The organism is Paraburkholderia sp. (assembly GCF_036488505.1).
Taxonomy (GTDB): domain Bacteria; phylum Pseudomonadota; class Gammaproteobacteria; order Burkholderiales; family Burkholderiaceae; genus Paraburkholderia.
Window position 1 is genome coordinate 1 of the sequence record NZ_DASXHN010000342.1, and the last position, 15,123, is coordinate 15,123.

8 protein-coding genes and 2 pseudogenes are annotated in these 15,123 nt (G+C 65.5%); 8 read left to right on the forward strand and 2 right to left on the reverse strand.

All coding sequences use genetic code 11. The annotated features are described in order from the left end of the window. Positions 1-525 (forward strand): annotated as a pseudogene (locus tag VGH68_RS20050) (DNA repair protein RecN); the annotation flags it as partial. 99 nt (positions 526-624) lie between these two features. On the opposite strand, the pseudogene glnE reads toward VGH68_RS20050, so the two are convergent. Then, positions 625-3,456 (reverse strand): annotated as a pseudogene (gene glnE, locus VGH68_RS20055) (bifunctional [glutamate--ammonia ligase]-adenylyl-L-tyrosine phosphorylase/[glutamate--ammonia-ligase] adenylyltransferase); the annotation flags it as partial. 205 nt (positions 3,457-3,661) lie between these two features. On the opposite strand from glnE, the gene VGH68_RS20060 reads away from it, so the two are divergent. From VGH68_RS20060 to VGH68_RS20085, 6 genes are all read left to right on the forward strand, one after another. Continuing rightward, positions 3,662-7,894: a YhdP family protein gene (locus VGH68_RS20060; RefSeq protein ID WP_331605429.1), complete on the forward strand. Its 4,233-nt coding sequence runs from the start codon at positions 3,662-3,664 to the stop codon at positions 7,892-7,894. Positions 7,895-8,009: 115 nt separating this feature from the next. Next, positions 8,010-8,870, forward strand: coding sequence for a carbon-nitrogen hydrolase family protein (locus VGH68_RS20065; RefSeq protein ID WP_331605430.1), 861 nt, complete (start codon positions 8,010-8,012; stop codon positions 8,868-8,870). A gap of 93 nt (positions 8,871-8,963) precedes the next feature. After that, the gene (gene tldD / locus VGH68_RS20070; protein WP_331605431.1) at positions 8,964-10,430 is read left to right on the forward strand and encodes a metalloprotease TldD; all 1,467 of its coding nucleotides are present in this window, start codon (positions 8,964-8,966) and stop codon (positions 10,428-10,430) included. A gap of 424 nt (positions 10,431-10,854) precedes the next feature. After that, the gene (gene aroG, locus VGH68_RS20075; protein ID WP_331605432.1) at positions 10,855-11,928 is read left to right on the forward strand and encodes a 3-deoxy-7-phosphoheptulonate synthase AroG; all 1,074 of its coding nucleotides are present in this window, start codon (positions 10,855-10,857) and stop codon (positions 11,926-11,928) included. Between the two features lie 200 nt (positions 11,929-12,128). Next, on the forward strand, positions 12,129-12,485 hold the full coding sequence (locus tag VGH68_RS20080; protein WP_331605433.1) for a type II toxin-antitoxin system RelE/ParE family toxin: 357 nt from the start codon (positions 12,129-12,131) through the stop codon (positions 12,483-12,485). After that, positions 12,482-12,814, forward strand: coding sequence for a helix-turn-helix domain-containing protein (locus VGH68_RS20085; RefSeq protein WP_331605434.1), 333 nt, complete (start codon positions 12,482-12,484; stop codon positions 12,812-12,814). The genes VGH68_RS20080 and VGH68_RS20085 overlap by 4 nt, the downstream gene beginning before the upstream one ends. Before the next feature lie 54 nt (positions 12,815-12,868). Here VGH68_RS20085 and VGH68_RS20090 read toward each other — a convergent pair whose 3' ends face one another. Continuing rightward, on the reverse strand, positions 12,869-13,423 hold the full coding sequence (locus tag VGH68_RS20090; protein WP_331605435.1) for a cob(I)yrinic acid a,c-diamide adenosyltransferase: 555 nt from the start codon (positions 13,421-13,423) through the stop codon (positions 12,869-12,871). 264 nt (positions 13,424-13,687) lie between these two features. Here VGH68_RS20090 and VGH68_RS20095 point away from each other — a divergent pair, with 264 nt between their 5' ends. Beyond that, a complete protein-coding gene (locus VGH68_RS20095) occupies positions 13,688-15,103 on the forward strand; it encodes an FAD-linked oxidase C-terminal domain-containing protein (RefSeq protein ID WP_331605436.1) in 1,416 nt (471 codons plus the stop codon). The last annotated feature ends 20 nt before the right edge of the window (positions 15,104-15,123 follow it).

The window sequence follows — 15,123 nt, forward strand, 5'->3', positions numbered from 1 at the left end:
ACGACCGGCATGCAGGAACTGTCGATGAAAGGCGGCAGCTTCGAAGTGGCGCTGGTGCCGCTGCCCGAAGGCGGCGCGCACGGGCTCGAGCAGATCGAATTTCGCGTCGCCGGTCACGCCGGTGTGCCGTTGCGGCCGCTCGCGAAAGTTGCGTCGGGCGGCGAACTCGCGCGCATCAGTCTCGCGCTGGCGGTGATCGCGAGCGCGGCCAGTCCGACGCCGACCTTGATCTTCGACGAAGTGGACACCGGCATCGGCGGCGCGGTCGCCGAAGTGGTCGGGCGGCTGTTGCATCAGCTCGGCGAAGCGCGTCAGGTGCTGTGCGTGACCCACCTGCCGCAGGTTGCCGCGCGCGGCGATCACCACTTCCAGGTGGCGAAGACCAGCAACGGCAACGGCGGTACGCTCAGCAGCGTGACCTCGCTCGACAAGACCAGCCGCATCGAGGAAGTCGCGCGAATGCTCGGCGGTCTTGAAATCACGGCGACCACGCGCAAGCATGCAAAGGAAATGCTGGCGGCCTAGCGTGCGCCGCGCATCGACTTTCGCGCGGCTCGAACAAATGGCCGGGATGTGATAGCGATCCCGGCCACCTGGCGGCGCCGCAAGCAGTGCTTCAGCACCTTAGCCAAACACCCGCTTCCACAACCCCAACACCGCATTGCGCTCGGAACTCACGAGCGATGGATCGACCCGCGCCTTCTCCATCCCGTCCAGCCGCAGCGTGTGTTGCAACTTGCGATACCGGCGATACGCGGCGCCGACCGTCTCCGCTTCGGCCTCGCTCATCAACCCGAAACGCGACACCTCGCGCAGCAGCGCGATATTGCCGGTATTGCGGATCAGTTCGGGATCGCTTGCCGCATGCAGCAGCACCCAGTACTGCACCGTGAACTCGATATCGACCATACCGCCGCGGTCGTGCTTCAGATCGAATAGCTGCGGCGTATGGTTCGGGTGCCCCGCCTCGACGCGCGTGCGCATCTCGACGATCTCGCTGGCGAGCGGCGCCGCTTCGCGCGGCGTCGTCAGCACCTGTTCGCGGATCGCCTCGAACTTCGCGCCGATCTCGGCGTCGCCCGCGCAGTAACGCGCGCGCGTCAGCGCCTGGTGCTCCCACACCCACGCGGTGTTCGCCGCGTCGCCCTCGCGCAGCTGATAGCGGCGAAATGCGTCGAGACTGGTAACGAGCAGGCCGGACTCGCCGTTCGGCCGCAGACGCAAATCGATATCGAACAACGTGCCGGCGCCGGTCGCGGTGGTGAGCCAGCTGATCAGCCGCCGCGCGTAGGTGGCGTAGACATCGGCGGCGGCATCGCTCGGGTCGTCGTAGAGGAAGATCAGATCGAGATCCGACGCATAGCCGAGCTCCTTGCCGCCGAGCTTGCCGTACGCGATCACCGCGAAGCGCGGCGCGTCGCGATGACGTTTGGACAACTGCTTCCACACGGCTTCGAGCGTGACGTCGAGCACCGCGTCGGCGAGCTCGGACAGCCGGTCGCTGACGTGCTCGACGCTTAGCTTGCCGGCCAGATCGATCAGCAGAATGCGAAACACCTCGGCCTGGTGCGCATGGCGCAGCAGATCCATCTGCTGCTCGACACCGTCCGCGGCAGCCAGCCGCAGACGCAGCGTACGCTTGAATTCCGGCCAGTCGAACGGGCTGTTGATCACCTCGCCGTCGAGCAATTCGTCGAGCAGTTGCGGATGGCGGATCAGATAGCCGGCCGCCCAGCGCGAGCCGCCCAGCACCGACAGCACCTGGTGCAGCGCCTGCGGATATTCGGTCAGCAACGCGAGGTACGCGCCGCGCCGGCTCACCGCCTCGAGCAGATCGAACAGGCGCGCGAGCGTATCGCCGCGCCGCGCCGCCGGCTCGAGCGTGCGCGCGGCTTCGAGCGCACGCTGCGCGACGATGTCGAAACGCTGCCGGCTGCGCTCGGCGAGGCCCAGGTAGCGCGACGAACGCCACACCGCCTGCAGGCGCGCGAGCAGATCGCCCGGTTCGGCGACGCCGAGTTCGATCAGGCGCGCGCGCAACGCGTCCTCGGCGCTGTCGTCGGCGAGCGCGCTGCTCCACACCCACGCGGCCGCGCCGTCCTCGGGCACGGCGCAGCCATCGCGGCCGCCCACCTTGTCGGCGAAAATCTGGTCGAACTGCTGTTCGACGAATTCGCGATGCGCGTCGAGCTTCGTCATCAGTGCCGCGTAGTCGTCACAGCCCATCGTGCGCGCGAGCGCCGCGCGGTCCTCGGGGTCGACCGGCATCGCGTGAGTCTGCGCATCGTTGCGGTACTGCAGACGGTGTTCGAGCTCGCGCAAGAAACGGTATGCGTGCGACAGTTTCAGACACACCGACGCATCCATCAGCCCATGCGTGGCTGCATGGCGCAGCACCGCGAGCGTCGGCCGCACGCGAAAGCCCGCGTCCTGGCCACCGCGAATCAGCTGGAACACCTGAGCGCTGAATTCGATCTCGCGGATGCCGCCGCGCCCGAGCTTGATGTCGTCGGCCTTGTCGGGCCGCATCGATGCGCGGCGCTGCGCTTCCTGGCGAATCTGCAAATGCAGTGCGCGAATCGCGCTGATCACGCCGAAGTCGAGATAGCGCCGGTAGACGAACGGCGTGACGATCGCGTCGAGCTGCTTGTGCAGCCGCCGCGCCTGAGCGCTGTCGCCTTCCGACACGAGCCGTCCCTTGATCCACGCATAGCGCTCCCACTCGCGGCCCTGCACGTAGAAGTACTCTTCGAGCATGCCGAGGCTGCAGACGAGCGGCCCCGAATCCCCGTTCGGCCGCAGCCGCATGTCGACGCGGAACACGTAGCCATCGGCGGTCACTTCGGCAAGCGCGCCGATCAGCCGCTTGCCCAGGCGGGTGAAGAACTCCTGGGTCGGCAATGGCGAGCGCTGTCCGCCGGCGGTTTCGCCGTCGTCTTCGTAGATGAAGATCAGGTCGATATCCGACGACACGTTCAGCTCGCGCCCGCCGAGCTTGCCCATGCCGACCACGCCGAGCGTGAGCCGTTCGCCCTGCGGGCCGCGCGGCTCGCCGTAGAGCGCTTCGAGCTCGGCGCTCAACACCGTCAGCGCGCGCTGGATCGTCGTTTCCGCGAGATCGGTCATCGCGCCGGTCACTTCGGCGATATCCGCCTCGCCGGCCAAGTCCCGCTCCATCACCGCGCAGAACACCTCGGTGCGCAACTGGCGCAGCGCGCGCTTGAGCGCCTCTTCGTTCGACGGCGCGCCGGGCTGAGCGCCAGCCTCCGCGCATAACGCATCGAGACGGGCGTCGATACGCTCGCGCGTGAGCGGCGCGGCGGCCAGCGCGCCGACCTGCGCGACCAGTTGCGGACGGGCCGCGGCGGCGCGCGCGGCGTAATGGGAATAGCTGGAACTCAGAAGGGTGGCGTCGGTCATTGAAAATCGGGCTCGCTCGTTGCTTGAGTCGCGTCGTAGGGTGTTGTTCCGATGTCGTTTCGTTGCGCATCGGCAGCGTGCAAACGGTGCGCAAAAGAGCGCGCCGCGGGCCTTGCCGGATCACGCTGACCGGCCGCGAGGCGGCATGCGGACAGGGTTTGCAGGAGGTCCGCCGACGCTTTTCCGTGTGTTACATTTCGTCGTTAATTCGCAAAACTACCATACGCCCAGCCGCCGCCGCATGTCCGAGCGAAACGACCCCGCCGACCCGCACGAACAGGAGCTGGCCCGGCATGTGAGCGCAAGCGACCACGTCGTGCTGCGCCGGACCCTGCGCGTGCTCGTCACGCTCGCGCTGACTCTCTATTTCATCGCAACGGCATTGTTTCTGGGCTTGCGCTACGTGGTGTTGCCGCGTATCGACACGTTCCGGCCGCGCATCGAAGCCGCGGTCTCCGAAAAACTTCACACACAGTTCACCATCGGCCGGCTGGCGCCGCACTGGAGTGGCTTCCAGCCTGGTCTCGACGTAACCAACCTCGTGATCCGCGATGGCGACGGCAACCCGGCGCTGACGATTCCGCATGCCACCGCGACGGTGTCGTGGCACTCGCTGTGGCAGTTTCGCCCGGCGCTGTCGAGCCTGATCGTCGATCAGCCGGACGTGCTGGTCTCGCGCAGCGAGGACGGCGTGCTGTGGGTGGCGGGCGTGCCGGTACCGACGCGCCATAGCGGCAACGACACACTGTCCACCTGGCTGTTGCGCCAGCAGGCCATCGTCGTGCGCGGCGGCGTGCTGCGCTGGCACGACGCGACGCGCAATGCGCCCGAGCTCGCACTGCGCGACATCCGCATCGCGATCCTCAACGACGGCTACGATCACCGCATGGCGCTGCAGGCGCCGCCCGACGGCCAGTTGCTGCACCAGCCCCTCGATTTCCGCACACATTTCCGGCACGCGCCGCTCTCCGCGATCGGCAAGCCAATCAACTGGACCGGCCAGGCGTATATATCGACGGGCACGGTCGATCTGCCGGCGCTCGCGCGCTACGTCAAATTTCCGATCGAGACGTTCGCCGGCCGCATCGACAATGCGATCTGGATCGACTTCACCGAAGGCCGCATGACCAGCGCGGACGGCCAGCTGAACGGCACCGACGTCGCGTTGCGCGTGCGCCCGACGCAGCCGAAGCTGCTGATGCCGATCGCCCATTTCCGGTGGCGCGTCGAAGCAAGCGAAGGCGGCTACACACTGCAACTCACCGACCTGCGCGCCGAACTCGGCCAGCCGCCGCTCGAGGACGGCACGCCGCTCACCCGCAGCCTGACCTTCCAGACGCTGACCGGGCGCTACCGGACCGCGTCGCAACAACACGGGCAATTCCTGAGCGTGAGCGGCGATCGCGTCGATCTCGGCATCCTCGCTGAATTTAGCCGCGCGCTGCCGCTGCCACGGCGTTTCCTGAATGAGCTGGTGCGTATCAATCCGCGCGGGCTGGTGTCGGACTATCTGATCGAGGTGGAGCGCGGCAAGCCGGAATCCGGCAAAGCCGGCAGCGACCGCCGGCCGGGCGGCGCGGAGCCGATCGAGCGTTATCACTTCAAGGGCGATCTGCAGGGCATCAGCTTCGCCGCGCAGGAGCCGGGACCGGGGCTCACGCCGCGGGGTCATCCGCGTGCCGGCCTACCCGGCATCGAAAATCTGTGGGGCCGCGTCGATGCCGACGAAAAAGGCGGCAACGCGGTCCTCGATACGTCGAATGTGGCGATCACGCTGCCGGGCGTGTTCGACGATCCGCGTCTGAAGCTCGACCGTTTGCGCGGCCGCGCGAACTGGACGATGCTGCCGAAAGAGCCCGGCGCCGTTCGCCCGGGCTTCGCGGTCAAGCTGGCCGATATCAGCGTGTCGAACGCCGACGTCGCGGCCACCGCGACCGCGGACTACAGCAACCCGGGCCATGGCCGCGGCTCGCTCGACCTCGAAGCCAACTTCCAGCGCGCGCAGGTGACGCGCATCGCTCGCTATCTGCCGACCGCGGTCACCGAAAAGTTGCGCATCTACCTCGGCCACGCGTTGCAAGCGGGCGTCTCGCGCGGCGGCAAGATCGAGGTGCATGGCGATCTGACCAAGTTCCCGTACGCGCGCGACCCCGACGCAGGCCTGTTCCGTATCGTCGCGCCGTTCACCGGTGGCAGGTTCGACCCGACGCCGTATCCGCCGCGCAGAATGCGCAACGGCGCACCTAACGTATGGCCGGCACTCGACGGCATCGATGGGATGTTCGAGCTCAAGCAGAACGTGCTGCGCTTCGATATCGACCGCGGGCGTTACAAGCGCATTGCGCTGAGTGGCGTAACCGGCACGATCGCCGACCTCGGCACGAAGGGCTCGAACCTGACCATCCAGGGCAACGCGCGCGGGCCGCTCGCCGACATGCTCGACTATGTGAACGGCAGCTCTCTCGGCATCATGGCGCGGCACCGCACCGAGCAGATCCGCGCTGAAGGGCCCGCGTCGCTCGCGCTCAGGCTGACGATCCCGCGCACGCCGAAGCCGCATGTCGGCGTGGAGGGCACGGTCGGCTTCGAAAACAACCGGCTGAGCGCGAACCACGTGCCGCCACTGTCGCAGCTGAACGGCCGCGTGCGCTTTACTGAACACACGGCTCAGCTCGACCGGCTCTCCGCGCAGTTCCTCGGCGGCGACGTGCACGCGAACGGCGGCCTGCGCCAGGACGGCACGTATGCGCTGGCGCTCGGCGGCCATATCGCCGTCGATGCGGCGCGCGGCCTTGATCTGCATGGCCCGGCCGCGCAGGTGCTCGCGCATATGAGCGGCAGCGCGCCGTACGCGCTCAACATCAGCGGCGCGCGCGGCAGCTTGCCGGAAGTCAGCGCGAATTCCGATCTGACGGGCCTTGCGCTCGACTTCCCGGCGCCGTTCAAGAAACCGCTCGGCACGCCGATGCCGCTGCACTTCGCAGTGAACCCCGCGACCGCGCCCGGCGAAGCCGGTCTGGAGCGGCTCGACCTGACGTTCGGACCGGCCGCGGCCACGTATGTACTGCGCTATCAGCCGAAACTGCAGCCGAATACGCCGCCGCAGGTCGTGCGCGGCGCGATTGGCGTCAACCGGCCTGCGGACCTGCCGTCCGACGGTGTGGTCGCGGTGGTCGACCTGAAGGCGTTCGACGCCGATGCATGGCGCGCGCTCGCCTCGCAGCTGCGGGCCGGGGCCAACGGCGCCAACGGCGCGACCGGCGCAGCTGACACTACCGCCACCGTCTCGCGAGCGGCCGCGCCTAACCCCGCCGTCACGCAGTTCCTGCCGAACCGCTTTGCGCTGCACATCGACACGCTGACGCTGTTCAAGCGTCACTGGGACAACGTGATCGTCGGCGCGTCGCGCATGGATCGCACCTGGCAAGCGAACATCGCGTCGAACCAGGTATCGGGCCACGTGTCGTGGCTGCCGGGCGCGACCCGCCAGTCGCCCGGCAAACTGGAGGCGCGCTTTGCGCGCGTGGTGATTCCATCGGTCGAGGACAAGGACATGCTCGGCCCGGTGATCTCCACGCCGGCGCTCAACATGCCGTCGATCGATCTGGTCGTGGACGAACTGATCTTGCGCGAGCGCAACATCGGCCGGCTCGAGGTCAATGCGCATAATTTCGAGGAAAACGGCGTGCCGGTCTGGCAGCTCGACAAGCTCGACGTGACGAACCCCGCGGCCACGCTGAGCGCCACCGCGAACTGGCGCACGTCGACCTGGCTCGACAATGCAGCGGATCAAAACACGCCGCGCCGCACCGTGTTCGATTTCAAGCTCGACGTCAAGGATGCCGGCGCGCTGCTCGAACGCTTCGGCCTCGCGAGGACGCTAAAGAACGGCAGTGGCTCGCTCGCGGGCAAGGTGGCGTGGCAAGGCGGCCCGACCACGATCGATTACACGACGCTCAACGGCAATCTCGCGCTGGATCTGCATCACGGCCAGATCCTCAAGGTCGATCCGGGCGTCGCGACACTGCTGGGCGTGCTGAGCCTGCAAAGCCTTGCGCGCATCGCAACGCTCGACTTCCGCGACGTGATCGGCGAGGGACTGCCGTTTTCCAGCGTGACGGGCACCGCGGAGATTCATAACGGCATCGCCCGCACCGACAACTTCAGGATGGTGACCGCGCCGGCGCGTGCCGAGATGAGGGGGTCGGTCGACATCGCGCAGAAGACGCAAGACATGCATCTGCATGTGGTGCCGACCATTAGCGCTGGCGCAGCGGTGATCGCGGCGACGGTTGTCAATCCGCTTTTCGGCCTCGGCGCGCTGATTGCCGACCTGGCGTTTTCGCATTCGGTGTCGCATGTGTTCGCGCGCGAGTACAGCATCACCGGCTCGTGGACAAGGCCGCACGTCGAGCGGGTCACCACCGAACGGGGTAAGATGGACGCTCCCGCTTCGACCGTGGAAGCGCACTGATTTCGCTGGCTGCATGGCCGGTTCCGGCGCGTCAACGGCCGCCGCGCCAGCCCTGAACGACCCAAGCGGCGTGCGCTTCGCACCGCCGCCCTGCCGGGAGTCCTTCGATACGCTCATGAGCGAAACACACATCTCTTCCTCCATTGCCGCGGCATCGAGCGGCCCCGCCGGCAGCCCGTTCCGGGTTGCCGCGCTGCAGATGGTCAGCACGCCCGATCGCGAGCGCAACCTGGCCGACGCCGAGCGCCTGATCGGCGAAGCCGCGGCCGACGGCGCGCATCTCGTGCTGCTGCCCGAATATTTCTGCTTCATGGGCTTCAAGGACACGGACAAGCTCGCCGTGCGCGAGCCTTACCGGGACGGCCCGATCCAGCGCTTTCTCGCCGACGCCGCGCGCCGCCATCGCCTTTGGATCATCGGCGGCACCTTGCCGCTGACCGCGCCGGAAGCATCGCGGGTACTGAACACGACGCTCGTGTTCGACCCTGACGGCAACGAGGCCGCCCGCTACGACAAGATCCATCTGTTCAATTTCGAGAAAGGCGAAGAATCGTTCGACGAAGCGCGCACGATTCGTCCCGGCACGGAGGTGCGCGGCTTCGACGCGCCGTTCGGCCGGGTCGGCCTGTCGGTCTGCTACGATCTGCGCTTCCCGGAGCTGTACCGGCGCATGGGCGACTGCGCGCTGATCGTGGTGCCGTCGGCATTTACCTACACGACGGGCCGCGCGCACTGGGAGCTACTGCTGCGCGCCCGCGCGATCGAAAACCAGTGCTACGTGCTCGCCGCGGCGCAAGGCGGCAAACATGAAAACGGCCGCCGCACGTGGGGCCACAGCATGCTGATCGACCCGTGGGGCGAAATCGTCGCGGTGCGCGACGAAGGCGCTGGCGTGGTCGCCGGCAACATCGAGCGCGCGCGCATCGACGAAGTGCGGCAGAGCCTGCCCGCGTGGCGTCATCGCGTGCTCGACTGACGCCCGCATCGACATTGAAACTGCGGCGCCTGTCACGCATATAGCGGCTCAGGCGCCACCCCACCCCTTCGTATCGAGCAGAACATACTTCGCATGAACATCATCGAACCCGGTATCCGTAATCTCGCCGCCGCCAAGGACATCCTCCTCACGCCCTACGGTCTGGACGAGTCGCTGCTCACGCGCACGCTCGCAGAAATCTTCACGCACCGCGTCGACTACGCCGACCTGTACTTTCAGGCGACCCGCAGCGAAGCGTGGAGCCTTGAGGAAGGCATCGTGAAATCGGGCAGCTTCAGTATCGATCAGGGCGTCGGGGTGCGCGCGGTATCCGGCGAGCGCACCGCATTCGCGTACTCGGACGACCTGTCGCCCGAGGCGATCCGCCAGGCGGCCATCGCGACCCGTGCGATCGCGAAAGCCGGCGGCGGCAAGCAAAAGATCAAGGTCGCTTCGTCGTTGACCGGCATCGCCGGGCGCGATCTGTACCTGCCGTCCGATCCGCTGCATTCGCTCGACGCGACCGCCAAGGTCAAGCTGCTCGAGCGCATCGAGCAGATGGCGCGCGGCCGCGACCCGCGCATCCAGCAAGTGATGGCCGGCCTCGCCGGCGAATACGACGTGGTGCTGGTCGCACGCAGCGACGGCGGCTTCGCGGCGGACATCCGGCCGCTCGTGCGCGTGTCGGTCACGGTGATCGCCGAGCAGAACGGCCGCCGCGAGATCGGCAGCGGCGGTGGCGGCGGCCGTTTCGACTACGGCTATTTCACCGACGAAGTGCTGTCGCGCTACGTCGACGACGCGGTGCACGCGGCGCTGGTGAATCTCGAAGCGCGCCCGGCACCGGCCGGCGCGATGACCGTCGTGCTCGGCCCCGGCTGGCCCGGCGTGCTGCTGCACGAAGCGATCGGCCACGGCCTCGAGGGCGACTTCAACCGCAAGGGCTCGTCGGCGTTCGCGGGACGCATCGGCGAGCAGGTCGCCGCGAAAGGCGTCACCGTGGTCGACGACGGCACGCTGCCGAACCGCCGCGGCTCGCTGAACATCGACGACGAGGGCAACCCGACGCAGTGCACGACGCTGATCGAAGACGGCATCCTGAAGGGCTATATCCAGGACACGCTGAACGCGCGTCTGATGAAGATGCCCGTCACCGGCAACGCACGGCGCGAATCATACGCGGCACTGCCCATGCCGCGTATGACCAACACCTACATGCTCAACGGCGACAAGGATCCGCAGGAAATTCTCGCGTCCGTGAAGAACGGCCTCTACGCGGTGAACTTCGGCGGCGGTCAGGTCGACATTACGAACGGCAAGTTCGTGTTCTCGGCTTCCGAGGCGTACATGATCGAAAACGGCAAGATCACCTATCCGGTCAAGGGCGCGACGCTGATCGGCAGCGGCCCGGAGTCGCTCAAATACGTGACGATGATCGGCAACGACATGAAGCTCGATTCGGGCGTCGGTGTGTGCGGCAAGGAAGGCCAGAGCGTGCCGGTCGGCGTCGGTCAGCCGACGCTGCGCATCGAGCGGATGACGGTGGGCGGCACGGCGTGAGCGAGCCACGAATGCACGTTTCGTGCGCGAAGCGCACGGAACGTGCGGATTTGCCGCGTTTTTGCGCCGTCCCGCTTGTCAGCCGAGCCTGTACCGGGTTATAAACTCAACCACCGTTTTTAACCACCGACGCATTTCATTCCGCCATGTCCGCCAAGTTTTACTTTTACTTTTTTTGGCATCTCAGACCGCTGGCGGATCGAGAGGGGTGTTAGTGCACGCAGGACACCAAGAATTCCCGAAAAACCGCCAGCCCAGCCTGGCGGTTTTTTTTCGCGTCACGTTTTTGAAATCCGCTTTGCAACCGCGGCCGCAGCTTTCGCCGTCGACTATTTTTTGAGTGCCGTCCGCTCTGGCATCGCTGTTTGATCGCAACCTCCGCTGCCCGCGCGAACACGCTACAACCGATTCAGGAGAAAACAACATGCCCCCGCACAACACCGACGATGTCCGCATCCGCGAATTGAAAGAACTTACGCCGCCCGCTCACCTGATTCGCGAATTCGCCTGCGACGAGACCGTGTCCAACGTGATCTATGACGCGCGCAATGCAATGCATCGCATTCTGCACGGCATGGACGACCGTCTGATCGTGATCGTCGGACCGTGCTCGATTCACGACACCAAGGCCGCGCTCGAATACGCCGGCCGGCTGGTCGAGCAGCGCAAGCGCTTCGCGGGAGAGCTCGAAGTCGTGATGCGCGTGTACTTCGAAAAGCCGCGTACCACGGTGGGCTGGAAAGGCCTCATCAACGATCCGCATCTGGACAACAGCTTCAAGATCAACGAAGGCCTGCGCACCGCGCGCGAGTTGCTGTTGCGCATCAACGAACTGGGCCTGCCGGCCGGCACCGAATATCTCGACATGATCAGCCCGCAGTACATCGCGGACCTGATTTCGTGGGGCGCGATCGGCGCGCGCACCACCGAGTCGCAGGTGCACCGCGAACTGGCGTCGGGACTGTCGTGCCCGGTCGGCTTCAAGAACGGCACGGACGGCAACGTCAAGATTGCCGTCGACGCGATCAAGGCAGCCTCGCAGCCGCACCATTTCCTGTCGGTCACGAAGGGCGGCCACTCGGCGATCGTGTCGACGGCGGGCAACGAGGATTGCCACGTGATCCTGCGCGGCGGCAAGACGCCGAACTACGACGCCGATAGCGTCAACGCCGCCTGCGCCGACATCGGCAAGGCAGGTCTCGCCGCGCGCCTGATGATCGACGCGAGCCATGCGAACAGCTCCAAGAAGCACGACAACCAGATTCCGGTGTGCGCGGACATTGCTCGCCAGATCGGCTCCGGCGATGAGCGGATCGTCGGCGTGATGGTGGAATCGCACCTCGTTGCGGGCCGCCAGGATTTGCAGGAAGGTTGCGCGCTGACTTACGGCCAGAGCATTACCGATGGGTGCATCGGCTGGGACGAAAGCGTGGCCGTGCTCGAAGGTCTTGCCGATGCAGTCAAGCAGCGTCGCGTCGCGCGCGGCAGCGGTAACTGAATTGCTCGTCCCGCGCTGATACGGCTGCCCGTCAGCCCTCTGTAGAAAGCCTGGTTCGATTTCTAACCGGGTTTTTTATCGGCCATTCGGACGAATGGTGCTTCGAACTCCGCCTCTGTACCGTAACAGCTGGTTGCCCGGTCCTGTGCGACTTGACCGGGTTCGGTGCAACGTATAAAATTTTGTACATCAGGGCGGCTATGGGGCATGAAAAAGAGCAGGAGAAAGAAATTCGCTGGCTAGGCTCGAGCTATCGCGATTTGCTCGCCTTTCCCGACGAAGCACGTCGTCTCGCGGGGTTTCAGCTGCACAAGATTCAGTCCGGGCTAGATCCTGACGACTGGAAACCGCTTGAGTCGATCGGTGCGGGAACGCGGGAAATCCGCATTCACGAAGAAACTGGCATTTTCCGCTTGATGTATGTGACCAAGTACGTCGAAGCGCTTTACGTGCTGCATTGTTTCCAGAAGAAAACGCGGAAGCTCGGCGCGCAAGACAGAAAGATCGCCGCGACTCGATATCGCGCCATCATTAACGAGAGGCAAACCTGGCAATGACGATCGACACCAAAATCCGTCACGTAAGCAAACCCGGCTGCAATCTGTTTGCGCAACTCGGCTTTTCCGCCGAAGAAGCGCAACGCCTGCATGCCGCGTCGCAAAAGCAGATCAACGACACGCGGCTGCTCAAGGAGCAACTGATGACCGAGCTGTCCAGCTGGATCGAACAGCATCATCTGAAGCAGGCCGAAGCCGCCGAAATTCTGATGGTGTCGCGCCCTCGCGTGTCTGACGTCGTCAACAAGAAAACCACCAAGTTCACGATCGACACACTCGTCGAAATGATGAGCCGCATCGGCAAGCCGGTGACGCTCGCGATTGGTTGATCATCGGTGAACGCTTGCGCGCCGCATGTGCATGCGCGCGAGTCGCGCCGGCCTTCAATGGGTGCCGCGATCGTGCTGCCACAGCACATCGCTGCCGCCATCCGCGCGATTAAGCACGCGCGCAAGCACGAACAGCAGGTCGGAGAGCCGGTTCACATACTGACGGGGCGCCGGGTTGATCGCCTCGTGTTCGCCGAGCGCCACAATCGCGCGTTCAGCGCGACGGCATACCGTGCGGCACACATGCGCAAGCGCGGCTGCGCGCGAGCCGCCGGGCAGAATGAACTCCTTGAGCGGCGTCAATGCCGCGTTGTAATCGGCGAGCCAGCCGTCGAGTTGCGCAAGGTGCCGGTCGGTAATCATCGTGTGACCGGGAATGCATAATTCGCCGCCCAGATCGAACAGGTCATGCTGAATCGCGACTAGCGCGGCCCGCACGTCGTCGGGCAGGCGCTCGCACAACAGCACGCCAAGATTCGAATTGAGTTCGTCGACCTCGCCAATCGCGGCGATGCGCGCGCTGTCCTTGCGCACGCGACGGCCGTCGCCCAGGCCGGTGGTACCGTCGTCACCAGTGCGAGTGGCGATCTTGCTCAGGCGATTGCCCATGATGTCTCCGTCTATTCAGTAACGATGCACGAATCAAACGCGCCGGGCCGAATGCCCACCACGTTTATCCATATTGCACGCATCGCAAAATCGCCGCCATTATATGAGCACGATATGAGCACGAGCCGGCCGATGCCGCCCCGCAGGCGAACAGCGTAGAATGAAGCGCATGCTGCAAAAGAAGCCGCACCCCGGCATATCAGCAACTATTTTCATCGATCGGAGCAGGTCCGTCGCGCTGCCCGGATCGACAAGGAGACATGCGTGAACCATCCCGTGCCGCCGGCCGCGCTGCGCCGGCCGTTTCCCGTCGAATTGCTGAACGACCTCAAAGCCGCGTTCGGCGAACGCGTGTCCGTGGCCGAAGCCGTGCGCGCGCACCATGGCCGCGACGAATCCCCTTTCGATCCCCAACTGCCTGACGCGGTCGTCTTCGCCCGCACCACCGAAGACGTGCAAACCGCGGTCAAACTGTGCGGACAGTACGACGTGCCGATCATTCCGTATGGCAACGGCTCGTCGCTCGAAGGCCATCTGCTCGCGGTGCAAGGCGGCGTATCGATCGATCTGTCGGCAATGAACCGGGTGTTGTCGATCAATGCGGAAGACCTGACCGTGACCGTCGAACCCGGCATCTCGCGCAAGCAGCTGAATGAAGCACTGCGCGACACCGGCTTGTTCTTCCCGATCGATCCGGGTGCGGACGCGAGCATCGGCGGCATGTCGGCCACGCGCGCGTCGGGCACCAACGCCGTGCGCTACGGCACGATGCGTGAAAACGTGCTCGGCCTGACGGTCGTGCTCGCCGATGGCCGCGTGATCAAAACGGGCACGCGCGCGCGCAAGTCGTCGGCGGGTTATGACCTCACGCGTCTTTTCGTCGGCTCCGAAGGCACGCTCGGCGTGATTACCGAAATCACCGTGCGCCTCTATCCTCAGCCCGAGGCCGTATCGGCCGCTGTGTGCACGTTTCCGTCAATGGGCGACGCGGTGCGCGCGGTCATCGAGACTATCCAGATCGGCGTGCCGATCGCGCGGGTCGAATTTGTCGACTCGCTCGCGATCCGCTCGATCAATCGCCATTCGAATCTGACGCTGCGCGAAGCGCCCACGCTGTTCTTCGAATTCCACGGCACCGAGGCCGGCGTGAAAGAGCAGGCCGAACTCGTGCAGGACATCGCCGCGCAGAACGCCGGCGAAGGTTTCGAATGGGCGACCCGGCCGGAAGACCGCAGCCGTCTGTGGAATGCGCGTCACAACGCCTACTTCGCGATGCTGCAACTGAAGCCCGGCTGCCGCGCGGTCACGACCGACGTATGCGTGCCGATCTCGCGCCTCGCCGAATGCGTGGTCGAAACGGAGCAGGATCTGAACGCATCGCCGCTGCCCTGCCCGATCGTCGGCCATGTCGGCGACGGCAACTTCCACGTCGCGATCCTGATCGACCCGGACAAGCCGGAAGAACTCGAGGAAGCCGAACGCCTGAATCGTCGCATCGTGCAGCGCGCGTTGCGCATGGACGGCACCTGCACCGGCGAGCACGGTGTCGGTCTGCACAAGATGGGTTTCCTGCTCGAAGAGCACGGCGACGCCGCGGTCGATACGATGCGCGCGATCAAGCATGCGCTCGATCCGCGCAATCTGATGAACCCGGGCAAGATCTTCGCCTGGGCGGCGTGACGGATAGCGGGCAAGCCGGG

What these genes read in the sequence shown, in the direction of transcription:
- VGH68_RS20080 (WP_331605433.1), top strand. Translation starts at nt 12,129, where the DNA reads ATGGGGCATGAAAAAGAGCAGGAGAAAGAAATTCGCTGGCTAGGCTCG.
- aroG (WP_331605432.1), top strand. Translation starts at nt 10,855, where the DNA reads ATGCCCCCGCACAACACCGACGATGTCCGCATCCGCGAATTGAAAGAA.
- VGH68_RS20085 (WP_331605434.1), top strand. Translation starts at nt 12,482, where the DNA reads ATGACGATCGACACCAAAATCCGTCACGTAAGCAAACCCGGCTGCAAT.
- tldD (WP_331605431.1), top strand. Translation starts at nt 8,964, where the DNA reads ATGAACATCATCGAACCCGGTATCCGTAATCTCGCCGCCGCCAAGGAC.
- VGH68_RS20060 (WP_331605429.1), top strand. Translation starts at nt 3,662, where the DNA reads ATGTCCGAGCGAAACGACCCCGCCGACCCGCACGAACAGGAGCTGGCC.
- VGH68_RS20090 (WP_331605435.1), bottom strand. Translation starts at nt 13,423, where the DNA reads ATGGGCAATCGCCTGAGCAAGATCGCCACTCGCACTGGTGACGACGGT.
- VGH68_RS20065 (WP_331605430.1), top strand. Translation starts at nt 8,010, where the DNA reads ATGAGCGAAACACACATCTCTTCCTCCATTGCCGCGGCATCGAGCGGC.